This window comes from Sphingomonas qomolangmaensis, from assembly GCF_024496245.1.
Classification (GTDB): Bacteria; Pseudomonadota; Alphaproteobacteria; order Sphingomonadales; family Sphingomonadaceae; genus Sphingomonas; species Sphingomonas qomolangmaensis.
In genome coordinates this window covers 2,856,920-2,877,329 of the sequence record NZ_CP101740.1, presented here as the reverse complement: position 1 = coordinate 2,877,329, position 20,410 = coordinate 2,856,920, and the positions used below count along the sequence as shown (strand labels likewise).

At 64.1% G+C, this 20,410-nt stretch carries 24 protein-coding genes and 1 tRNA gene; 10 read left to right on the top strand and 15 right to left on the bottom strand.

The genetic code is table 11. The features are described 5' to 3' along the window. The first annotated feature begins 121 nt into the window (after positions 1–121). The 3 genes from NMP03_RS13760 (at position 122) to NMP03_RS13755 (ending at position 2,186) form a co-directional block, all read left to right on the top strand. The gene (locus NMP03_RS13760) at positions 122–307 is read left to right on the top strand and encodes a hypothetical protein (protein ID WP_256506029.1); all 186 of its coding nucleotides are present in this window, start codon (positions 122–124) and stop codon (positions 305–307) included. 797 nt (positions 308–1,104) lie between these two features. Beyond that, positions 1,105–1,215 (top strand): DUF6471 domain-containing protein, encoded by a 111-nt coding sequence (locus NMP03_RS16220; RefSeq protein ID WP_406698468.1) that lies wholly within the window; start codon positions 1,105–1,107, stop codon positions 1,213–1,215. Continuing rightward, positions 1,173–2,186: a hypothetical protein gene (locus NMP03_RS13755; protein ID WP_256506028.1), complete on the top strand. Its 1,014-nt coding sequence runs from the start codon at positions 1,173–1,175 to the stop codon at positions 2,184–2,186. The genes NMP03_RS16220 and NMP03_RS13755 overlap by 43 nt, the downstream gene beginning before the upstream one ends. 207 nt (positions 2,187–2,393) lie before the next feature. Here the strand turns inward: NMP03_RS13755 and NMP03_RS13750 are convergent, their stop codons facing one another. The 9 genes from NMP03_RS13750 to NMP03_RS13710 all read right to left on the bottom strand — a co-directional run bounded on the left by NMP03_RS13750 (position 2,394) and on the right by NMP03_RS13710 (position 7,453). Further along, positions 2,394–3,635 carry a phage major capsid protein gene (locus NMP03_RS13750; RefSeq protein WP_256506027.1) on the bottom strand — a complete coding sequence of 414 codons (1,242 nt, stop codon included), beginning with the start codon at positions 3,633–3,635 and terminating at the stop codon, positions 2,394–2,396. A gap of 66 nt (positions 3,636–3,701) precedes the next feature. Continuing rightward, positions 3,702–4,103 carry a hypothetical protein gene (locus tag NMP03_RS13745; RefSeq protein WP_256506026.1) on the bottom strand — a complete coding sequence of 134 codons (402 nt, stop codon included), beginning with the start codon at positions 4,101–4,103 and terminating at the stop codon, positions 3,702–3,704. Further along, a complete protein-coding gene (locus NMP03_RS13740) occupies positions 4,100–4,303 on the bottom strand; it encodes a hypothetical protein (RefSeq protein ID WP_256506025.1) in 204 nt (67 codons plus the stop codon). Before NMP03_RS13740 ends, NMP03_RS13745 begins: the two co-directional genes overlap by 4 nt. Then, positions 4,300–4,554, bottom strand: coding sequence for a hypothetical protein (locus tag NMP03_RS13735; RefSeq protein WP_256506024.1), 255 nt, complete (start codon positions 4,552–4,554; stop codon positions 4,300–4,302). The genes NMP03_RS13740 and NMP03_RS13735 overlap by 4 nt, the downstream gene beginning before the upstream one ends. Continuing rightward, entirely contained in the window at positions 4,541–5,044 is a 504-nt protein-coding gene (locus tag NMP03_RS13730) for a P27 family phage terminase small subunit (protein ID WP_256506023.1), read from the bottom strand. The genes NMP03_RS13735 and NMP03_RS13730 overlap by 14 nt, the downstream gene beginning before the upstream one ends. 221 nt (positions 5,045–5,265) lie before the next feature. Next, positions 5,266–6,552: an AAA family ATPase gene (locus NMP03_RS13725; RefSeq protein WP_256506022.1), complete on the bottom strand. Its 1,287-nt coding sequence runs from the start codon at positions 6,550–6,552 to the stop codon at positions 5,266–5,268. 209 nt (positions 6,553–6,761) lie between these two features. Further along, positions 6,762–6,989: a hypothetical protein gene (locus NMP03_RS13720; RefSeq protein ID WP_256506021.1), complete on the bottom strand. Its 228-nt coding sequence runs from the start codon at positions 6,987–6,989 to the stop codon at positions 6,762–6,764. After that, positions 6,976–7,233 (bottom strand): hypothetical protein, encoded by a 258-nt coding sequence (locus NMP03_RS13715; RefSeq protein WP_256506020.1) that lies wholly within the window; start codon positions 7,231–7,233, stop codon positions 6,976–6,978. Before NMP03_RS13715 ends, NMP03_RS13720 begins: the two co-directional genes overlap by 14 nt. A 121-nt stretch (positions 7,234–7,354) precedes the next feature. Beyond that, positions 7,355–7,453 carry a hypothetical protein gene (locus NMP03_RS13710; protein ID WP_256508134.1) on the bottom strand — a complete coding sequence of 33 codons (99 nt, stop codon included), beginning with the start codon at positions 7,451–7,453 and terminating at the stop codon, positions 7,355–7,357. Positions 7,454–7,645: 192 nt separating this feature from the next. On the opposite strand from NMP03_RS13710, the gene NMP03_RS13705 reads away from it, so the two are divergent. Together NMP03_RS13705 and NMP03_RS13700 are read left to right on the top strand one after the other, a co-directional pair. Then, on the top strand, positions 7,646–8,305 hold the full coding sequence (locus NMP03_RS13705) for a hypothetical protein (protein ID WP_256506019.1): 660 nt from the start codon (positions 7,646–7,648) through the stop codon (positions 8,303–8,305). After that, complete coding sequence (locus NMP03_RS13700) at positions 8,289–9,443, top strand: tyrosine-type recombinase/integrase (RefSeq protein ID WP_256506018.1); 1,155 nt, start codon at positions 8,289–8,291, stop codon at positions 9,441–9,443. Before NMP03_RS13705 ends, NMP03_RS13700 begins: the two co-directional genes overlap by 17 nt. A gap of 862 nt (positions 9,444–10,305) precedes the next feature. Here the strand turns inward: NMP03_RS13700 and NMP03_RS13695 are convergent. The 3 genes from NMP03_RS13695 to NMP03_RS13685 all read right to left on the bottom strand — a co-directional run bounded on the left by NMP03_RS13695 (position 10,306) and on the right by NMP03_RS13685 (position 12,052). Next, on the bottom strand, positions 10,306–10,977 hold the full coding sequence (locus tag NMP03_RS13695) for an SOS response-associated peptidase (RefSeq protein WP_256506017.1): 672 nt from the start codon (positions 10,975–10,977) through the stop codon (positions 10,306–10,308). A gap of 137 nt (positions 10,978–11,114) precedes the next feature. Next, positions 11,115–11,663 carry a hypothetical protein gene (locus NMP03_RS13690; protein WP_256506015.1) on the bottom strand — a complete coding sequence of 183 codons (549 nt, stop codon included), beginning with the start codon at positions 11,661–11,663 and terminating at the stop codon, positions 11,115–11,117. Positions 11,664–11,966: 303 nt separating this feature from the next. Continuing rightward, positions 11,967–12,052 (bottom strand) — tRNA-Leu (locus tag NMP03_RS13685). Between the two features lie 130 nt (positions 12,053–12,182). Here NMP03_RS13685 and NMP03_RS13680 point away from each other — a divergent pair. Then, a complete protein-coding gene (locus NMP03_RS13680) occupies positions 12,183–13,571 on the top strand; it encodes an MATE family efflux transporter (protein ID WP_406697821.1) in 1,389 nt (462 codons plus the stop codon). Here the strand turns inward: NMP03_RS13680 and NMP03_RS13675 are convergent. Next, positions 13,543–14,322, bottom strand: coding sequence for an MJ0042-type zinc finger domain-containing protein (locus NMP03_RS13675; RefSeq protein WP_256506014.1), 780 nt, complete (start codon positions 14,320–14,322; stop codon positions 13,543–13,545). The two genes, NMP03_RS13680 and NMP03_RS13675, sit on opposite strands and share 29 nt — an antisense overlap. Positions 14,323–14,509: 187 nt before the next feature. Here NMP03_RS13675 and ftsE point away from each other — a divergent pair, with 187 nt between their 5' ends. From ftsE to NMP03_RS13655, 4 genes are read left to right on the top strand one after another with little or no spacing between them, the layout of a single operon-like run. Beyond that, entirely contained in the window at positions 14,510–15,229 is a 720-nt protein-coding gene (gene ftsE, locus NMP03_RS13670; RefSeq protein ID WP_256506013.1) for a cell division ATP-binding protein FtsE, read from the top strand. Continuing rightward, entirely contained in the window at positions 15,226–16,110 is an 885-nt protein-coding gene (locus tag NMP03_RS13665; protein WP_256506012.1) for a cell division protein FtsX, read from the top strand. The genes ftsE and NMP03_RS13665 overlap by 4 nt, the downstream gene beginning before the upstream one ends. Beyond that, positions 16,107–16,643: a YdcF family protein gene (locus tag NMP03_RS13660; protein ID WP_256506011.1), complete on the top strand. Its 537-nt coding sequence runs from the start codon at positions 16,107–16,109 to the stop codon at positions 16,641–16,643. Before NMP03_RS13665 ends, NMP03_RS13660 begins: the two co-directional genes overlap by 4 nt. Then, entirely contained in the window at positions 16,640–17,368 is a 729-nt protein-coding gene (locus NMP03_RS13655; protein WP_256506010.1) for a lysophospholipid acyltransferase family protein, read from the top strand. Before NMP03_RS13660 ends, NMP03_RS13655 begins: the two co-directional genes overlap by 4 nt. A gap of 236 nt (positions 17,369–17,604) precedes the next feature. Here NMP03_RS13655 and NMP03_RS13650 read toward each other — a convergent pair whose 3' ends face one another. Together NMP03_RS13650 and NMP03_RS13645 are read right to left on the bottom strand one after the other, a co-directional pair. Further along, positions 17,605–18,228: a transglycosylase domain-containing protein gene (locus NMP03_RS13650; RefSeq protein WP_256506008.1), complete on the bottom strand. Its 624-nt coding sequence runs from the start codon at positions 18,226–18,228 to the stop codon at positions 17,605–17,607. A 376-nt stretch (positions 18,229–18,604) separates the two neighbouring features. Beyond that, positions 18,605–20,371: a tetratricopeptide repeat protein gene (locus tag NMP03_RS13645; protein ID WP_256506007.1), complete on the bottom strand. Its 1,767-nt coding sequence runs from the start codon at positions 20,369–20,371 to the stop codon at positions 18,605–18,607. Positions 20,372–20,410: the final 39 nt, after the last annotated feature.

Genomic DNA, 20,410 nt, shown 5'->3' with positions numbered 1-20,410 from the left:
CGGATTGCGTGTTGCATCGTGCTTCCGCCATTTGCCACGGATTTCCGCCGTTTCTGTTTGCCTCTCGGCGCCTCCGTGCAACATGGATGCGACATGCGATGCGGATTTTGGATTGAATGCATTGACCCCTGCCGAAACCTACCGGGCGAACGCAGCCGCTCAGCGCGAGGCCGCGGCAAAGACGCCGCTCATCAACCGCCGCCATATGCACGAGCGCGCTGCTGCCACCTGGGACGCCATGGCACAGGCTACCGAAGACACGGCGGCGCGAGCAGTGGTCAACGCTGCGGCAAAGGCGCAGCAGTAAGCGGTACGAGTTCACGCAATTGAGGGTGGGCCCTCCTCAAGAGGATCGCTTACGAGCGTCCGCAAGCCAGCTGCCGCTGCCCCATGTCCCCACACCCTATGCATAGCTGCTCGATCGTAAGGGGCGCGAGGCTCAACCGTGGCCATTGCGCGGCGTTGTAAAGACATGCGTACATTAATTTCTCTTTAACCAAATTCGTTCACTGAAATCGCCCTAGATCTCCAAGTGAGATATGAGTCGTTCGTTTCGGTATTGATCAAAGTAAGTGAGATGCATCATGGTTGCCTCCCAGAGACTATACTTCCCCGCAGCGCAATCGGCGGCGTACTCGATGGTTGGTCGGTACGGGGTGGACGCTGCGTTCGTCGCTCAGCGCGAAGTTGATGCCAAGATTAGACGAGGAGACTTTCACGGCGCGATTGAAACCGATCAAATCCGTCGCAAGCTTCTAGACCTTATCATAGATATAGATCCTCCGGCGCATTACTGAGCCTCCAAGTGTTTGACGAGCCTGAGCCGATCGCGCTCTATCTCGTTGCGCTCCTCGAGGTAGCGTTCGGCATTGCGCCTGTCGGGCGATAGGCGACCTTGCAACCGCGCTGCACCGCACGGTTCTTTTGCGTTACCCACAGCCTATCCACAGGCTGTGCACGTGAAGCCTGCATGATAGCCGCGCGCCAGCCTCTTAACTGGTGGTGATGCCCAACGGCTAGAGCCGGGGAACGTTGCTACGTTCTCCCCGGTTGGCACGTTCCCCGGCTGATAGCGCCCTGGGGAAGCGCGCCGGCATAGGCGTGATGGACTCAGAGCCGAACATCAGGAACAAGCTGTCGCAGGGCAAATTTACAGCGGTGTTCTTCCTGCAATGTCTAGAAGCTATTGGGTCACAAGAGCTACGTCTAAATTAGGTTGGCTGATTGCTGGGACCGTTGCTTCCGGTGGGATAGCTAGTTTTGTCGCCTACGGCCTATTCCAGCAGTCCGCTTATGAGCAGGAAGCACAGCGGAATGCTACCGATTATGCCAAAAACGCTGCTGATAAGATAAGGCAGTCCTGTTTCAGCATTTCCCTTATCGAAGAGGCGGACTGCATACGCAAAGCACTTCCAGAATATAATGTGGAGACCGCAAAACAACGCCACGACGCCGCCGATTTGGTAGCTCAGCAACGATCGGCTTTGTGGACGAGCATTATGGGCATCGCGGCCCTGATTGGTATGGCCCTGAGCGCGCTCGGCGTCGCTCTGGTTTGGATTACCTTCCGAGAACAGCGCCGGATTACCAATCTTGCTCATCAAGAAGCTGAGCGATCGAAAAAAGAAGCCGGTGAGAGTGCGCGAACATCGATGAGAGCGATAGAGATAGCAGAGCGGAACGCTGCCGCCGCTGCCGCTCAAGTGGAAACGATGCAAGCTGCCATGACGGCCCAGATACGACCTTTTATGAAGGGCGCCCTTAAGCTGGAGGCCGAATTCGCTAACGACGAATTGCACCTGCTCAGGATAACTCCGACGTGGCAAAATGTCGGCAAGTCGGTTGCCAAAAGCGTTCGATGGGGGTGCACTTTGGGAACCCGCTCCGATCAACTTCCGCACGACTTTGATTTTGAAACCAAAGGATACTGCGTACCGGTCGACTTGGCCCCTGAGGAGTTCGCGCAAGGCACTGTCCAAACGGTAGAAAAAGCCGAGTTTGACGCAGTGACTGCTGGCACCCTCCATGTGTATTTTTGGACGGAAGTTCGCTACGCGATGGAAGGGAAGCCGGACGAATATTTTATCACTCGCGGAGCCTACGAGCTCACTCCGGACAAATACCGCACTGGCAACGTGCCCTTTTCGTGGGAACGTTTCGGCGTGACCTGCAATCGCATGTCCTAGCGCCATCGAAGCCGCAAAAAAGATAGACACGCTCTAAGCTCCTATTGGAGCGGCGTTTCGAGCATCATCACCATCTGCGGTACATTCGCCATCACCGAAGCGGACGGACGCAATCGCCTTGGTGCATTTGCTACATAATGCCGCAAAAAGCAGGAGCCAGGTGGGTTAGGGGCGATCAGCTATCGGGCTTAGGCACCCCTCGCCAGCTTAAGCTGCCGCGACGCGAAGCACCCGGATAGCGCGCGGGTCCAGCACGCCACCACCGACCCGCTTCGTCGCATAGAACAGCACATAGGGCTTCGCGGTGTACGGGTCGCGAAGGATGCGGACACCGATCCGGTCGTTGACCAGATAGCCGCGCGCGAAGTCGCCGAACGCGATCGGGGTCGCGGCGGCGCCAATGTTGGGCATGTTCTCATCGATCTCCACCGGCCGACCCAGAAGGGTCGCCGGCTGATCGAGGGTTAGCCCCTCGCGCCAGATATAGGCCCCGTCACCGTCCTTCAGCTTGGCGATGCGCGCCGCCGTGCCGCTGTTCATGACGAACGTGGCTCCCTGCCGGTACGGCGTCGCCAGCGAGTATTTCAGATCGATCAGTGAATCGGCGGTGACGTCCTCGGCTGATCCCGTCACCGTCACCGACAGTTCGCCGCCAGGGTGCGCGCCAGGCGTCCCGGTCGCTGCCGCCCCGCCGGGGAGGTACTGCAGGAATCCCATCGGCTTGTTGGCACCATCGCCGGACACGAAGGCGATGCCTTCCTGCCGGCTGAATTCCTCCCCCAGCTCGGTTGCGATCCAGCCCTCGAAGTCCAGCAGCGCGTCATCGATCAGGCGCTGCGTTGCCGCCGGCTGCGCATAGATTTCGCCCGTGGGGAAGGTCAGCGGCTGAAGCGAAGCGGTCGTGGTCTGGGGGCGGGTGGCGGTTTCGCCAACCCACCCCGAACCCCAGCTTTCGTTGCTCCAAAGGGTCGAATATCCCGCCACGCCGGACGTCACGACCTGCGCCAGGCGGCGCATCGGCGACAGGTGCCGCTGCGCCTTGCGAACCTGCCGGTCCCACTCGACCGGCGCGAGATAGCCGCCAGCCGAATTGTCGCCTTCAGACATGGCGGCGCGGATCGCGGCACGGTCGCCGGTGCCGTTCGCGAGTTTCAGCTCGGCTTCGACGTCGGGTGCACCGCGGCGGGCATAGCTGGCGAACGTGGCGCGATATTCGGGATCGGCGGCAGGTTCGTTCGTGCCAGGCCCGTTCAGCCGCAAGCCGGCCTCGGTCAGCGCCGACTTGTCCATGTTGGCTTCGATCGCGCTGTAGCGTGCTTCGTGCTTTTCCTTGAAGGCCTCGAAGGCGGTAACGAGTTGATCGATCGTGGCCTTCGGCGACGCTTCGGCGCGAACGGAACGAAGGCCGCGCGGCAGGGCGCGAGGGACGGCAAGGGCGGCGGTTGTCATCGGGGCAATCTCCGGTTTCATCCCCGTCACGTTGGCACCTTCGCGCTGACAAAAACCCGGTTTACGTCAACAATCGACAAGGTGCGCCCGATACCGCCGCGCCAAGACGTGCGCGACTTCGGCGGCTATTTCCCGATCCTCATTCGCCCATCCCGCCTCCGGCAGCCGTCTGCCGCCACGCGCCTCCAGCCGCCGTGTGCGCGCGGCAACCACCAGCGCCGCCGTGTCGATCTCCGCGTCGGTCGCCAAGGCCGTCACCGGGTCGCCTGTCATGGCGTTCAGCAGCGACAGGATGCGCTCGGCATGCGGGCGGTCTATTTCAGCGATCGTCGCCGCCGCGACCCGTCGCGCCAGCGCAGTCGCCCGGCATGTAACCGATCCAGATACACCCGCCGCCGCGCGCACGGCGTCGCGCTCGCTCAGCGGCCGCCGCGGGCGCGCCATCGCGTAGACGCGCATGATCGTCACCGGGCCACCACCGCGATCAGATCGAAGTCCTCCAGCAGCGATCGCATCAGGGGGCGGCGCACCGTTCGTGGTATCCCGGCCTTGGCGAACGCGACGTCCAGATCGCGAACCCCAAGGGGTGCGCTCAGCTCGTCGAGCAACGTCAGCACCGTGTCACGCTCCGCGGGCGACAGCCGCGCCAACTTCGCCGCGCCGGTCAATGGGGCACCCGTCCGCCGCCCATCGCCTGGCCCTCAATCGTGTCGATGGCATCGCGAAGCCACTCGACCGCCGCGATCGGATCCCCATGAAATTTCGTCGCCAGCTGGTGCAGCGCGTAGGTGCCCGCGATCAGCGCGTCGATCGGGGCTACGCCCTTGTCGACAAGCTTGGCGTGCAGCGAGGTGTTCAGTCGCTGTGCCATCTCGATCACCGCGCGGATGCGCTCGAATTCATCGTCATGCTGGGGCATCGGGCTCTCCGTTGGGCTCATCGCCGGGGCGCGGCAGCCGGGACCCGCCGTCCATCGGCCGCAGGAACCGATCCGCAGGGGTGGCGCGTCGCGGCGGCGCCGGAAGCTCCCCGCCAGCGTCACGCGAACGGGGCGTGATCGTCAGTTCGGCTTCGATGCTGGCAGCGGTCTTGCCGGCCTGGGTCATCGCCGTGAACCACGGGTTGTGCATCGGGGTCTTCGTCTTCGGCGCTGGCACGATCGGGCCCGACCGCGCGACTTCCAGGGCTGCCCGGTCGTAGATCATCCAGGCGAGCACCAGCCGCTTGATGGCGTGCGCGTTCGCCACCGCGAGCTTGTTCGCTCCGCGAAGCTCGCGGACCACCGTCCCCCAGTATCGGCTAGCGGTCGTGCGTGTGGCCAAAGCCAGTTTTGATTGGCCGGGGAATTCGATTTGCCAATCCGGCTCGGGCAGGTCCGCCGGTTGCGGATCGAGGGTTACGACGTTCATCGGGTTTCTCCATGTGGCGGGGGCAAGGTCCCCCCTTTCGGTTTTGCTTTCGGTGCGCAGGGAGGGATGCCTCCGGTCTAGGCGGGCGTGCCTCTCAGAGTTTTGCCCGGGGGGTGGTGGGCCCGGCAGGACTTCCAGCAAGCTGTTCGGCACCGGCGTTGGCGTGGCCCGGCACTGCTCGCCTTCGGCGGCAGAGCCTAGCGACGTGCGACCCTCGATCGTCATCGATCGTCGTCCGCGTCGGAGCTGTCCGACCAGTCGAGATCGTCAGGGCTGAAGTGGGGGGCGGGGGCCTCAGGGGCCCCGCTCCCCTTATATTTATATACAGTGTGTGCGCGGGGCAGTTCGGGTGAACTGTTCGGGGCAGTTCGGGGGCAGTGTTCGGGACCAGTTCGGGGGGGTAGTTCGGGGGGTTCGGCACGCTCCCGAATGACTGTGATTTCGCGCGACTTGCCGGGCACTTTGAAGGTCGCGGTTTCGATCGCATCGAGCTCGAAAAGGCGTTCCATGGCGGCCTTCAACTGGTCCCGTTTGTACCCCTTCGCCTGGGGCATGGCTTCGAATTGGGCGGGCGCGTAGTTCGGCCCCGGCGATGGTCCCACATGCCTGCCGTCACCGCCCTGCAGGCGCTTCCGCAGGCACGCCAGAAACGCCGCATTGGCACCGCTGGCGGCAGCGTTAGCCGCGATCGATGCGCGCTGGTCGATAGGGATCTCGGCATCGGCAACGAAAGCCCAATCCCGCCAGCGGAAGGTGATCGTCTCCCCTCGCTTCGACAGGTTGGCCTTGGGTCTGACTAGCACGCGCGCATCGGGATCGCCGCTGTCTGCGTCGGCGAAGTCCATGAACCACCGCTGTCGGACGTGTGAGCTCCAACCCCGGTTGCCCGAATATTCCGACCCTTCGGCCTTTGCCGGATGGCCTAGCAGCAGAACCGCGGCATCGGTTTCGAGCGCCAGCTGATCGCAGCAGCGCAGGAAGTGGACGACGTCCCGCTTCACAACCTCGTTGCCGCCGAACATGTGGCTGATGTTGTCGAGCACGATCAGCCCGGCCCTGATGCTGACGGCGCGCGCGGCAATCCCGCGATAGAGGGGCGACGGCACCTGTTGGCCGTCGATCATGTCGAACAGCTCATAGTGTTCCGATCCAACCAACGACGACAGCGTGGGCGTGACATTCGCCGGCAGGCCAAGGGCGCGATTGATCGCGCCTTGCCGCTCCTCGAGCGACAGGGCGTCGTCCTCGAACGTGATGTACATGGCGTCGGAGTGCGCGACAGGTAGCCCGAGAAACGGGCTTCCTGTCTGAACGCAGGTGGTGAACTGTTGCCCGAGCAGCGACTTGCCGACGCCGTCAGGGCCGAACAGCGCACCGACGGTGCCGCGCGCTAACCAGCGCTCGCAGGTCCAGCGGCGCGCCGGTGTCGGGCGCGTTGCCCATATGCCGGTATCGATGACCGGCAGGGTCCAGGGTGTCGCGATCGGGGGCGCCAGGGCACGCCGCACGGCGGCGCTGCCCCGGTCCCTCGCAAGGTCGTCGAAGTCGTACCCGCTAGGCCTCATCGGGGGCTGTCCCGGGGACGCGGCAGCAGGCCGCGGATCGAGCGAGGCTCGCTGCCAGCCGCATGGCGCGCCCGAACCCGGCAGGGGTCGAGGCGTCCACTGCTTGCGCCGGTGATCGCATCGCACCCCAGCCGATGTGGAGTGGTGGGCTGTCACCAACGGGCAAGAGAGCGCTCCTGCCGTTCGATCGCCTGGGCAGCGAGGTGGGTCAGCGCTATGCTCGCTTGTACCGCCGCCCGGAGAATTTCAGGGTTCATGCCGCACTCTTCCGAGAGCCCCTCCTCAAGGCAGCGAAGAACACGGTTGGCCTGCTCGATGTGAACGAGCGGTCCATCGCCACCCCGCCCTGCGTTCAGCGACGGATGATCACCGGCGTCCAACTGCACGCTCCTGACGGTCGATCGCTTCGGCAGCGAGGTGAGTAAGGGTCTGGATCGCCTGCGCTGCGGCTCGCAGGATTGAGAGGTTCATGCCGCAGTCTTCGGAGCAGCCTTCTTCAAGTACATAGGCCACTGCGCTGGCTTGCTCGATATATACGAGGGGTTCTTCCCCGTCCCGAATGACGCCGTTGAGGCGGTAGGCTGGCGTTGCGTTGTTGAACGCGTTATGTGCTGGCATATCCATCAGTGATTTCCGATCGCGTTGGTATTGAGCCGGAGCGAGGTTGCCGCCTTGCTTCGGCTCGTTTCGTTTGGGGGAATTCGCGAGACTGACGTTGCCGCCGTCAGAAGCGCGCCGGCCGTACTCAAACCGCCGCCGATCGGAACGCCTGTTCAAGCTCCGATTTGCGGAAAAACAGTTTCCGACCTTTGCGGATGACGGGCAGATGGCCGCCTTCAACCATATGATAGATTTGGCGTTCGGTTAGCCCGATGTACGTCGCCGCGCCGCGCGCTCCTGCGACTAAATCCGTTTGCAACATCTCCGTTTAGCTCCATCTGTTTACGGTTGGGATACAGCGCTATCCCTATCCCTCTATTCCCTTGCACGGCGTCCGTGTCAAGAGATAGAGGTGTGTCTCTATCCGGAGATGTTTGTGGCCGATCTAAAATTATCGTTCAGCCGCCTTGAGGCGGTGCTGATTACGTATTTCAGGATAGACCCCGAGCGAGCCGGCACCTTTCGCGCTCGCATCAAGCAGTTACAGCGCCTGAATTTTCCGAGCGGTGTGAATGTAGGGCGGGGCACCAAGTTCGATTACGAGCTTACCCACTGCCTGAAGCTAATCCTCTCGTTTGAGCTTATGGCTCGCGGGTTGCCAGCAAAATTCGTGACGGACATGATCGAGGCAAGCTGGCCTAGGTTGCAGGTGGGGTTCCAGCTTGTTCCAAATCCGAATTTGGGCGCCGATCGGGACGATATATTTGCGGTGATCAATTCGGACCTGATTGGAGACGGTTACAAACCAGAAGAAAGCATCTGGATTTATGATTTTGACAAGCTGCAAAGCTTTATACTCGAAAGCAAAAGGGATAACGCCGCTCTGGTTTCGATAAACCTTTGCACTGTTCTTAATCGCCTGATGGACCAGCTTTCACTTATTCGTGCAAACAACCTGATGTTGTATTGGGAAATTCGTGCCTGGCAAACTGAGCTTCCAGCTTTGTACGCAGAATCTTGGTTTAACGACTGGATCAAGGTCTCACTTACGGTCTTAAGCAGCTTCGAGAAGAAGGCTGATGACCAGCATCCGTAAGCGCGAGTGGACCACCCCAGCCGGCACCGCGAAGTCGGCCTGGCAGGTCGACTACCGCGACCAAGCCGGCGCCCGGCGATCGAAGCAGTTCGCCCGCAAGAAGGACGCCGAAGCGTGGCTGACCACCGCAGCCTATCAGGTCACCCAGGGCACCCACACGCCAGATTCTCAGTCCATCACGGTCGCCAAGGCCGCTGAGTTCTGGAAGACCCGAGGCGAGCGCGAGGGCCTGGAGCCCTCCACGCTCGCAGCCTACGACCAGCATATACGACTGCACATCGCGCCCCTTTGCGGCGATCGGAAGCTGTCGCAGCTCACTAAGCCAATCGTTGAAGGATACCGCGACCAGCTCGTCGACACCCTCTCCCGGCCGATGGCGTCGCGCGTGCTGCGCTCGCTCACCGCAATCATCTCCGAAGCCCAGCGCCGGGGATATGTCGCTCAGAACGTCGCGCAGGGCGTCCGCGTGGCGCGTGCGAAGCGCGAGCGCGCCAAGGTGGCGATACCGTCCAAGATCGAGCTACGGGCGCTGCTGAAGGCCGCCAGCGAGGCAAGCGAGCCGATGGCGCATCCCCTCGCCCTGGTCGCGATCTTCGGCGGTCTGCGGGCGTCGGAGCTGCGAGGCCTGCCATGGCCGGCGATCGACCTGAAAGGCGCGACGCTGACGGTATCGCAGCGCGCGGATCTGAACGGCACGATCGGCGCCCCCAAGTCGGCAGCTGGCTATCGCACGATCCCCCTGCCCCCTTCGGCCATATCGGCCTTGCGGGCGTGGAAGCTGCAATGCCGCGCGTCAGAGGACGATCTGGTTTTCCCGTCGATCGCCGCGAAGGTCATGTCGAACCGCTACATGACGCTCAACATTCTTGGGCCGGTCCTGAAGGCCGCCGGGCTGGTCGATCCAGCCGGGACGGACGCCAAGGGGCAGGCGATGACGGTCGCGCGCTATGGCCTGCACGACCTGCGCCATGCCGCTGCCTCGCTGTGGATCGAGCAGCGAGTGAGCCCCAAGCGCGTGCAAGGGTGGATGGGGCATAGCTCGATCCAGGTGACGTTCGACACCTACGGGCACCTTTTCGACCAAGCTGAACAGGACGCTTCGGTCGCGAGCGCGATCGAGCGCGACTTGCTACAGTAGGGCCGCTAACTGCCCTCGAACAGTCGCCGCCTATCAGGGGAAATCATGCGCCAAGTCGTAGCTCGGGTCGTTTGCATAACGTTGGCATCAGCCATGCTCACCAGCTGTCAGATGCCCCAGATCAGGATCGAGCCGTGCATGTTTGGCGAACTACTCGCCTTCCATATTCAAGACGCTGACCGTCTGGTCGGATCAAAGACACCGCGCATAAAGCTTATCCAAGTGAGCCCTTATTTCTCAGAGCCTTCCTGGAAGGCGCATATCCCCCCGGAGCTTTCGGAATTGCAGGTGCCCCGATCTCTGATCGTTTATGGTCAAAGGCTCCACGGATGGACCCTCGACGTCCGACCGAAACCACTGAGCAAGTCCGGCAAGTACAGCATCCAAGTCGCGTCCGACGACATGGACGGACAGATCTCACTGGAGCCCGGAACACCGATCGGTGAATGCCCCTCAGGCCTCAAGGCATTTTGAAACGAAGCCCGCCACATGCAACATGGATGCAACACGAACCCTAAAACCTGCAGCAAACCGTGGGGTATAGACGGACTCTGACTCCGTTAATCGAGGTTCGAATCCTCGCGGGGCATCCAACTTGCTGCCTGGTTCAGCGCGAGTTGCGCCGCATCGACGGCTCGGAAAGCTACAAAAGCTACACTACGTACCCCCCGGTTCGCCCTCTTCCCGGGTGAAATCGCGATTCCGGTCGAGCTTTGGCGTGCGGGTGTTCATTGGGGAAGCGTATCAAAGCCACGGCTTGTAGGACAGCGGTAGGTGGTTCACCGAACAGCTGCCGTGGCAGGGTCGGTTAATGTTGCGCACGATCGCCTTAGCAGCGCGAGTGAGCTGTAGGAGGTCCACTCTAAGCCGAATCCCCCCCAAACAGATTTAGCTCACCACGTTCGGACTTTACGTCATCATGCCCCTCCTCCGGAGCTCGCAACACTGACATCAGCTGCGAGGGGTACGGCGCCACCATCTTAAGTGCCTCATCGATCGGCGCCGATAGCCAGCGTGCCTCGTCAGCATCGTGCAGCATCACTGGCATGGCCTTCGGATGGATCGGCCCGACGACACTATTCGGCTCGGTGGTAAGGAACGCGAAGACCGCGCCTCCGTCGGCTGGCCGCCAGATGCCCGCAAACGAAAATATTGGCCGTGATGGCACATCGAACCACCACAGCGGCTTCTTGCCGATCGGACCCGGTCCGTATTCGCTGAAGCTTGTGACCGGCACCAGGCAGCGCCGCTCAGGGTTGGTCAGCGCCGACCGCCAGAACGACGATTGCAGGTTGCGGACGTTCGTCACCTTGCGATCGAGCATTTTGGGCTTGCCCGTGACCGGATCGATACGCTTGCCCGGCACCTTATGGGGGAAGCCCCACTGCATGGCGTCGAGCGCTACCGCAGCGCCTTCGGATCGAACAACATAGGCCCGCCGATCGGGGAAGAGTTCAGGCGGCGGGAGATTGTCAAATTTGACGTCAGCGATAACACCGAAGCGTTTAAGCAGCGCCGCGCGCGAGGCGGTCATTCGGTATCTGTTGCACATTGTGTCAAGATCGCATGCTGGCGCGTATCGCGCCAGCGACATTGGCGGACGCCTCCATGCGACCGTAGCAAACGCAGGTTATCCGTCGCACCGGCTGGGAATAACCGCATCGTGATTCATTAGGAAAGCACGCTGTCGACAATCATCAATGCACCGAAGATCCAACAACCGTAAGAGATGTTCTGGAGACAAATTGACCACCAGGAATACTGAAACTCAACCAGCTTCAATTCTTGATAGGTTGTGATCGCCTCGAATAAGCCTGCGTTTGTCTCGTCATCGAAATTTGCTTGATGTAATGCCAAAACGGATCCGGCACCCTTCATTCTGGCAAAGGCGTCGCCGGACGAACGCGCTACCAGCCAATGCTCTGTCACGGCCCCTGCCCCGGATACCAAAATTCCTAAGACAAACGCCGCAGCAACCCATCTGGCGTGCGTCGTGCTTAGGCCAATCCAGCTCTCGCGGGTTGCCGCCCCACCCATTACCGACAACAACGCAATCAGCGACCCTGCATTAAGCGCTATCGCTCCAAAGCGCAGTTTGTCGGCAATCGCATCTCGCCGCGCTATCAGACGTTCATACGCTTTCCGATCCTCTTCCAGATTATGCTGAGCAAACGCCAATCCAGCCGGATTAAGGTCAGCGATCTTTGGGCGGTCAGTCATACCATGACAATGCGGGCCAGAACCACCGATCGTCAATCAGTTACGCTGCGATCCACGATGCTAAGAGCTAATCACTGGCTCGTCATTAGCGCCGCACAGCAAAACCCAAGACAGTATTGCTTTCCCTAGGTAGACCCGATGGACAAACTCCGAAGGCTTGTCCGCTGCCATAGGCTTCAAGACCACGCCACTGTCCAACGGGCGACGTGAAGGGCCACCCGAAAGCACCCGGCGGGCTGGATAGCTCGCTTCCGCCGCCTGGGCTGGCCGCCCGGCGTCTTGCATCAACGATTTTCAGGAAAGTGGTGCGGTCGAGAAGACTCGAACTTCCACGGGCTTTCGCCCACAACGACCTCAACGTTGCGCGTCTACCATTCCGCCACGACCGCACGTGCATACCACCGGTGCGTCGCACCTGCAGTTGGTAGGCGCAGGCCCCTAGCAGCGCCGGACGGGCTGCGCAACATGCTATCGTGCGGCCTATCGCCGCGGCGGCGCAGCCAGTAGGGAAGCGCGACCATGGCCGCCCCCTCCCCCACCCTGCCGCCCGCCGACTCCGCGGCCGGCGCATCGCGATCGGTGACGCACGAAACCCGGCGGCTGCTGGCGCTGGCGTGGCCGGTGATGCTCACCAGCCTCAACTGGACGATCCTGCACGTCACCGACGTGATCGTCGTCGGGCTGACGGGCACGCAGGAGGTGGCGGCGCTGGGGGCCAGCCGCGCGCTGACCTATATCGGCATCGTCGTGGTGCTCGGCTGGCTTTCGGGGGTGCTGGTGTTCGTCTCGCGCGCCGATGGGGCGGGCGATTTGCCCGAAACCGGGCGGGTGCTGCACGAGGGGCTGGTGCTCGGCCTGGTGCTGGGGCTGGCGAGCGGGGGGATCCTGTTCGCCTTCGCGCATCCGTTGCTGCTGATGGTGGGGGTCGAGCCGGGCATCGCGCCGGCTGGTGCGCGCGTGGTGCAGGTGATGGCGCTCGCCTATCCGTTCCAGCTGCTGAGCATCGCCGCCAGCTTCTTCCTCGAAGGCGTCAGCCGGCCGCGGCGGGTGATGGTGGTGCAACTCTCGGTGCTGCCGCTCAACGCCGTGCTCGCCTGGGCGTGGTCGGGGGGGCATCTGGGGTTTCCCGCCTGGGGCGCGGTGGGGGCGGCGGCGGCGACCGCGACCGCATCGGCCTTCGGCGCGGTGGCGATGCTCTACGCCGCCTGGACGCTGCCGCGCGCGCACGAACGCGGGGTGCGGCGGCTGCGCGACTGGCGGCCCGACGGGATGATCCGGCTGCTGCGCTTCGGGCTGGTGCCCGCGATCGCCTCGGGGCTCGAGCTCGCGGGGTTTTCCATCCTGATCGCGCTGTCGACGCAATTGGGCGAGGCGAGCGCGCACGCCTTCCAGATCGTGTTCTCGGTCCACAACATCACCTTCGGCGTCGCGCTGGGGCTGGGCTCGGCGGCGGGGGTGCGCGTGGGCAATGCGATCGGCGAGGGGCGGCCCGAACAGGCGGCGTGGCGCGCCGGCCTTGCGGCGGGGCTGGCGGCGCTGGCGACCGGGGCGATGGCGCTGGGCATCCTGATCGCCGCGCCGGGGATCGTCGGCGCCTTCCCCGCGATCAACGCGGTCGAGGCGATCGGCGTCGGGATGCTCGTCGCCTGGGCGCCGTTCATCCTGTTCGACGGGGTGCAGGTGGTGTTCGTCTATGCGCTGCGGTCGATGGGCGACCAGGTGGCGGCGGGGCTGAACGGGATCGCCAGCTTCTTCGTCGTCACCGGCGGGCTCGGCTGGTGGCTGGTCCACACCGGCTGGGGATCGCTCGGGCTGGTCTATGCCTCGGGCGCGGGCATGGTCGCCGCGGCGTTGCTCAACGGCGCGCGGCTGTGGTGGGTCAGCGCGCGCTCTCGCCCGCGAAGCTGAGTTCGAGCCGCTTGGAATTGGCGGGCACGTCGAGCTTCCCGCTGCTGAACGCCAGCGCGCCGTTGGGGGCGAGCGTGCGAAGCTCGGGCGTGATCGTCCAGCTATAGACGATGCGCCCCTGCGGATCGCGCAGCTCGGCGCGGATGTCGGGGACGCGCTGCGCCGCCGTGCTGGGGTTGTTGACCTTGCCCGACACGACGAACAATTCGTTGCCGCTCGACAGATAGCGCCGCTCGATCGAGCGATCGACGAAGCGCAGCGGGGTTTCGGTGGTGCCGATCGGCAGCCCGAGCTGGCCGGCGATGCCGGGCGCGCCCGAATAGACGATCGCGCCGATGCCGAGCAGCATCGAGACGCCCGCGACCACCGCGGCGGCGGTCCAGCGGCGCGCGGGGTTGCGGCGCGGCTGGAAGGGCGGCTTGTGCGCGAAGGCATCGTAATGCGGCTTGTCGAGATCGGGATCGACATAGGAATAGATCGGCGCGGCGGCAGCCGGCGCTGCAGTTGCGGGGGCAGCGGCTGGGGGCGCCGCGACCGGTGCCGGCTTCGGCGCGGGAACCGGCGCGGGCGCGGGTTCGGCGGGGGCCTCTGCAACGGGGGCGGGCGCGGGCTTGGGCGCCAGGTTCATCACCGTCGGCGGCTGGAACCAGCTATGCTTGCACTTGGCGCATCGCACCGTCCGCCCGTCGCCGCCGATCGAGCTGTCGGGGACCAGATAGCGGGTGCGGCATTGGGTGCATTCGAGGATCATGTGCGGGCGTCTTCGGACAAGCAAACGACCGGATTGGCCTGGGGCGAATCTAAACATGCAAATGGGTTCGGTGGCAAGAGTCTTGGGGCGCGGCGGCGGGCGCATCGGGCCACCGTCTTGAGCGCATATCGCAGACGTGCGATGGCATTTGCCGGGTGCAACGAAGGACAGGCCGCCGCCGGCACGAATGGCCAATATCGTACAGTTCGAGAATGTTGGCCTGCGCTACGGCACCGGGCCCGAAACGCTGTCCGACGTGTCGTTCACGCTGCAGGCGGGGGCGTTCTATTTCATGACCGGCACGTCGGGCGCGGGGAAGACCTCGCTGCTCAAGCTGCTGTACCTGGCGCAGCGGCCGAGCCGCGGGGTGATCCGGCTGTTCGGCGAGGATGCGGTGACGCTGCCGCGCAGCCGCTTGCCGGGGTTTCGCCGGCGGATCGGCGTGGTGTTCCAGGATTTCCGGCTGGTGCCGCACCTCTCGGCCTTCGACAATATCGCGCTGCCCTTGCGCGTCGCCGGCATGCCCGAGGACGAGATCGACGAACCGGTGCGCGAGATGCTCGCCTGGGTTGGGCTGAAGGACCGCACCGACGCACGCCCGCCGACGCTGTCGGGCGGCGAACAACAGCGGATCGCGATCGCGCGCGCGGTGATCACCCGGCCCGAGATTCTGGTCGCCGACGAGCCGACGGGCAATGTCGACGCCGACATGGCCGAACGGCTGCTGCACCTGTTCGAGAGCCTCAACCGGCTGGGCACGACCGTCGTCGTCGCGACGCATGATTTCCATTTGCTCAACCGCATTCCCAACGCGCACATGATGCAGATCGAGGGCGGGCGACTGCAGGACCCGACCGGATCGCTGCGCAACCCGCCGCGCGGGGCCCTGCCCGAGACTGTGGGTTGAGCCTGCTCGCGCCGCGCAATCCCGATCGACGGCTGCTCGACGACGGGCGGGCGACGCGCGCGATGCGCTGGATCATGGCGATCATGCTGTTCCTGACGGTGCTCGCCGCCGCGCTGGGGCTCGCGACCTGGGCAGCGACGCGCGCGCTCGACAGCGACCTTGCCGGGCGGGTGACGGTGCAGATCGTCGAGGGCGACGCCGGCGCGCGCGACCGCAGCGTCGCGGCGATCGTGCGCGCGCTGCGCGGGCGGGCCGGGGTGCGCGCGGTCGCCGAGGTCGATCGCGCGCGGCTGGCGCAACTACTCGAGCCGTGGCTGGGCGAGGCGGGGCTCGACGCCGACCTGCCGATGCCCGCGATGATCGATGTCGACCTGACCGACCCCGGCGCCGCGCCGGGGATCGAGCGGCTGGTGCGCGGCCTCGCGCCGCAAGCGCGCGTCGATGCGCATGCGCAGTGGCTGGCGCCGGTGCGCGGTTTCATCGCGACGCTGGCGCTGCTGGCGGGCGGGCTGGTGCTGCTGGTGGCGAGCGCGACGACCTTCGTCGTGCTGCTGGCGGCACGATCGGGGCTGGACACGCACCGCGACACGATCGAAGTGCTGCACATGCTCGGCTCCACCGATGTCCAGGTTGCGCGACTGTTCCAGCGCCGGATCGCGATCGACACGCTGCTGGGCGGCGCGATCGGCACATTGCTCGCGCTGGTGTTCCTGGTGTTCCTGGGCAGCCAGATCGACCGCTTGGGCGCCGAGATCGTCGGCGGGGTCACGCTGCGGCCGGGCGACTGGGCGATCCTGGCGCTGTTGCCGCTGGGATTCACGCTGATGGCGACGATCGCCGCACGGGTGACGGTGCTGGCCGCGCTGGGGCGGCGGCTGTGATCCTGCGCGCCTTGTCCTTCCTGGCACTCGCCTATGCCTTGGGCTTCGTCGTGTTCATGCTGGGGCTCGGCCAGCCGCTCGACGACCGGCGCACCGACGCGATCGTCGTCCCGACCGGCGGCGCGGGACGGATCGACCGCGGCCTTGCGCTGATGGAAGACAAGCGCGCCGATCGCATGCTGATCTCGGGCGTCGACCCCAGCGTCCGCCCGATCGAGCTCGCGCTCGAATATCGCGTGCGCCCCGCCTTGTTCGAATGCTGCATCGACCTGGGGCAGGAAGCGATCGACACGCGATCGAACGGCGATGAGACCGCCGATTGGGTGCGCAAGCGCGGCTATAAGAGCGTTCGGCTGGTCACCGCTGACTGGCACATGGCGCGCGCGCGGCTCGAGCTCGACAATGCGCTGGATGGCGCAGTCGAAGTGGTGGGCGATCCGGTGCGCACCAATGCGCGCTTCGCGACCTTGTTCGACGAATATAACAAGCTGCTGATCCGCCGGGTCGCGCTGTGGGTGGGGTTTGCCGGATGATTGCCAGGCTGCGTGCGATCGCGTTCGACGTGTTGTTCTATGCAGGATCGGTGCCGCTGGTGCTGTTCGCCTGCGCCTGTGGCCTCGTGGGGGGCGCCACGATGCGGCGCGGGGTGTTGCTGTGGTTCCAATATCACCGGCTGGTGTCGCGCTACGTGCTCGGCATCGAAACGCGGATCACCGGCGCGCCGCGGCCCGAAGGCCCTGCCCTGTACGTCGCCAAGCACCAGTCCTTCTACGAAACCTTCGAGCTGACGCGAATCCTGGGCGCGCCGGTGGTGGTGATGAAGCGCGAGCTGGGCGACATCCCGTTCTGGGGCTGGATCGCCGAGCGCTATGGCGCGATCATGGTCGATCGCGATGCATCGTCGCAGGCATTGCGCGAGATGATGCGCCAGGCACAGGCGGCGCGCGCGGCGGGCCGCCCGGTGCTGCTGTTCCCCGAGGGCACGCGGATCGAGCCCGGGCAGACGCCGGCGCTGAAATCGGGCTTTGCCGGGCTGTACCGTGCGCTGGGGCTGCCCGCGGTGCCGATCGCGCTCGAGACCGCGAAGGTATGGCCGCGCAAGGGGATGAAGCGCGGCGGCGTGGTCGAATTCCGCTTCGGCGAAGCGCTGCCGCCGGGGATGAAGCGCGAGGCGATCGAGGCGGCGGCGCATGCGGGGATCAACGTGTTCGAGGCGGAGCGGTTGGCGGGGGGTGAGGCTGTTGGCGGGGGTGGGTGATAGCGCCCAGGCTCGGGCATTCCGCCCATCCGCTCGTCGTCCCGAACCCGGCCGTCACGCGCCACCTCGACATTCCAATTTCTCCGTCTCCTTCGCCGATTTTGCGAAGTGCCATTCGGACAGGTTTTGAGAAAACGGAATTGGCAGATTTACGGGCGTCGCCGCTTTCGGGCTCGCGCGACGGATTGTGCTCACCAGACTTTCGTTCTTGGGAAAGAACAGCTTGACGGGTATATTCAGGTGCAACCCTCCAGCCAAACGTCCCTTCCACTTTGGGGATGGCAAGCGCCTGCAAGCAGGCGTTCTATTCGGCGAACCCTGTCGTTCAACTTAGTATCACCGGCTCGCAAATTATATTGACCCGGCGCGATTAGGACGGCGATCAAGCTGAGCCATTCGCGGTTCGTCAAATTTGCTGGCTGTCTTCCGTACATTTGCTCGCTCGCGACGAACATGCCTTGCATCCATCCATGTGGACCTCGTCCGAGTTGCGCTGTGTCAAGAAAGAGTGCCAAAATCTGCCGCTTCGAAAGTCGTTGCTCCAATCCCATCGCATATGTTGTCTGCCGCAGCTTGCCGATGCCCGGCTTGAAGTGATGGAATGCAAGTCGCTTGGCGAGAGATTGCGTCAGCGTCGTCAGACCGGCACCGCTTGTTTGAATGTCTAAGCCGTTATGATGCCAGAACGTCGGATCTTCCACGCGGAGTAACTGCTCCAGTTTGGTGGGCGTTAAATCGTCGGGGCCACGTTTGGCGGCGATAAGAGCATCAGCCCGAATCTTTAATTCGGTTGCGTCGCGCAATGCATCATAATAGCCAATACCCGCATATACGATGGCTGCAAGGAGAAGGGTCGACATTATGGCAGCGAGTGCCTTCAAAGCAAAGCGTGACCCGTGCCCGTCTACTAGACTATTTTTCATCCCGGCCTCATGACCCTCTTATTAGAGCAGTATCTCAAAAGAAGCAGAGGGCAACAATCAAACTCAGATTTCCCGAAACTCGATTTCTTTTGAGAAAGCCGCCAAAATGGTCAGTCTCGGCTATCGCCATCGGCCTTTCCGAAAGCGTCCCGTTCGCCTTCCACCAAAACCGGTAGCACGAGACGGCCCGGTGGACCCCGGACCAACTCCGGGGTGACGAACTGGGAGTAGCGGCGGCTAGCCACTCTCGACGGAATTTCGACGAGTCGGCTTCTGCGCATTGCGGACAGCCCGCCGGAGTGACGGCAACCGCCTACCCCCCGGCCCCCGCCCCCGCTTTCGGAAGCAACGCGGCGGCGGCGGGCTTTTCGGGGGTTTCGAAGGGGCCCTTGGCGACCGGCAGCAGCGTCCGGCGCGCTTCGGCGGCGAGGTCGCGCGCGACCAGCTCCTCGCCGAGCTTGAGCCTTGGGCCGGGCGCGGCGGGGGCGGACTGCACGATCTTGTACAGCCCCTCGACCGCGACATCGGGGGCTTGTTCGCCGGCGGTGGCGAAGCTTTCGTGATAGGCGATCAGCGGCAGGCTGCTCTCGGGATCCTGCCGGTTGGCCTTGACGATGAAGCTCCTCGCCTCCTCGAGCCGCTGCCGGCGTTCGGCTTGGGGCGCGCGTGCGGCGAGCTGGGTCAGCGCGGTGCCTTTCCAGACCAGCGCGCGGGTTTCGGTCGGTGCCTGGGCGATCACGCGGTCGGCGGCGCCGAGACAGGCTTCGGGATTGCCGGTGCGGCATTCGGCTTCGGCCAAGAGCAATTGGTGTTCGATCAGGTCGGGGAATTGCCGCGCATTGGCGCGCAGCCGGTCGAGCCAGGCCGTGCGTCGGGCAAGTGCCCTCTCGCGGTCGGGGCCAGCGTCGGGCACCTCGATCCGCGCGCCGAGCTCGAGCCGGCCGCGGATCAGGCCCGCCTCGGCCCGGGTCAGGCGGCGGACGGTCGGCGGCGGCGCCCGCTCGGCGGGGAAGGTCATCCGCTCGGCCTGCAGCTTGCGTCCGCGGTAATTCGTCACCGCGCTCTGAAGCGCGGCGGGATCGCCCAGCGCGCGCGCGGCGCTTTGCAGGTCGGCACCGCGCGCCAAGGCGTCGAGATACTCGCGCAGCCGCGGCTTCCACTCGTCGGAGAAATAGAGGAGGTGGCTCAGCCGCCACGCATGGTAGGGCGTCCAAGCGCGCCCCTTGCCCGAAAGATAGCGGCCGTCGAGGATGTGCGACACCGGATAGCCGCCGAAATGCTCCATGACCTGGAAGAAGCCGGTCGGCAGCTGGCCATATTCGACGAAGTCGTCGCCCGCGGCCATCGTCGCGAACATCTCGCCGAACCCTTGCAGAAACCAGCGCGGATACGCCGCCGGCGAATAGGTCATCAGGTAGTTTTGCGCGAAGCCCGCATAGAGACGCGATTCGGCCGACTGGCAGAAGGCGAGCTCGTTCACCGGCATTTGCATATAGGCGTCGTTGGCATCCACTTCGCCCAGCTCGCCGCGCGGGGCCACGACGATCTGCGTCACCGGCGGAAAGCCGCCGTCGCCACCGTCGCAATTGCGGTTCGTCGGACGGCCGACCGACGGGCGAAGCACCAAATTCACGCCGTCCTGCGTGGTGGCGAGCACCGACCCTTCGTCGCGCGGATCATAATAGATCGTCTTTGCGAACGCGCGCGGGAACGGGCCATATTGCCAGCGCAGATCGGTCAATCGAAGCTGCTCGAAGGTCCCCACATCGCCGATCATCGTCACCGCGACCTTGATCGTCTCGTCGGGTTCATCCACTTTCCCGGTCAGCGCCGACAACAGGAAGTGCAGCTTCTCGAGATTGTGCGCGGTACGAATCAGATCCTTTTCATCGCCCTGGCTGAACACGACGACGTGCGGGGTCTCCGCCATTCGCCAGTCGCTCATCTCGACCTTCGCGTCGCGGATCTTGGTGCCGGTGACGGTGATGGTCGTCTCGCCATTCTTCACCGGCGCGGTCAGCTGGGCGTGCGCGGGGAGGCTGAGGGCGGCGCCGACAACGACAAGCAACCATCGCATCATTTTCGAAGCTCCCCATCGCGCCAAAGCATTCAGAGCAAC

Bases quoted from the DNA above. Each gene is read 5' to 3' on its own strand.
- NMP03_RS16220 (WP_406698468.1), top strand. From the start codon at position 1,105: ATGGACTCAGAGCCGAACATCAGGAACAAGCTGTCGCAGGGCAAATTT.
- NMP03_RS13755 (WP_256506028.1), top strand. From the start codon at position 1,173: ATGTCTAGAAGCTATTGGGTCACAAGAGCTACGTCTAAATTAGGTTGG.
- NMP03_RS13750 (WP_256506027.1), bottom strand. From the start codon at position 3,635: ATGACAACCGCCGCCCTTGCCGTCCCTCGCGCCCTGCCGCGCGGCCTT.
- NMP03_RS13735 (WP_256506024.1), bottom strand. From the start codon at position 4,554: ATGCCCCAGCATGACGATGAATTCGAGCGCATCCGCGCGGTGATCGAG.
- NMP03_RS13730 (WP_256506023.1), bottom strand. From the start codon at position 5,044: ATGAACGTCGTAACCCTCGATCCGCAACCGGCGGACCTGCCCGAGCCG.
- NMP03_RS13715 (WP_256506020.1), bottom strand. From the start codon at position 7,233: ATGGATATGCCAGCACATAACGCGTTCAACAACGCAACGCCAGCCTAC.
- NMP03_RS13710 (WP_256508134.1), bottom strand. From the start codon at position 7,453: ATGGTTGAAGGCGGCCATCTGCCCGTCATCCGCAAAGGTCGGAAACTG.
- NMP03_RS13700 (WP_256506018.1), top strand. From the start codon at position 8,289: ATGACCAGCATCCGTAAGCGCGAGTGGACCACCCCAGCCGGCACCGCG.
- NMP03_RS13695 (WP_256506017.1), bottom strand. From the start codon at position 10,977: ATGACCGCCTCGCGCGCGGCGCTGCTTAAACGCTTCGGTGTTATCGCT.
- NMP03_RS13690 (WP_256506015.1), bottom strand. From the start codon at position 11,663: ATGACTGACCGCCCAAAGATCGCTGACCTTAATCCGGCTGGATTGGCG.
- NMP03_RS13680 (WP_406697821.1), top strand. From the start codon at position 12,183: ATGGCCGCCCCCTCCCCCACCCTGCCGCCCGCCGACTCCGCGGCCGGC.
- NMP03_RS13675 (WP_256506014.1), bottom strand. From the start codon at position 14,322: ATGATCCTCGAATGCACCCAATGCCGCACCCGCTATCTGGTCCCCGAC.
- ftsE (WP_256506013.1), top strand. From the start codon at position 14,510: ATGGCCAATATCGTACAGTTCGAGAATGTTGGCCTGCGCTACGGCACC.
- NMP03_RS13655 (WP_256506010.1), top strand. From the start codon at position 16,640: ATGATTGCCAGGCTGCGTGCGATCGCGTTCGACGTGTTGTTCTATGCA.
- NMP03_RS13650 (WP_256506008.1), bottom strand. From the start codon at position 18,228: ATGTCGACCCTTCTCCTTGCAGCCATCGTATATGCGGGTATTGGCTAT.
- NMP03_RS13645 (WP_256506007.1), bottom strand. From the start codon at position 20,371: ATGATGCGATGGTTGCTTGTCGTTGTCGGCGCCGCCCTCAGCCTCCCC.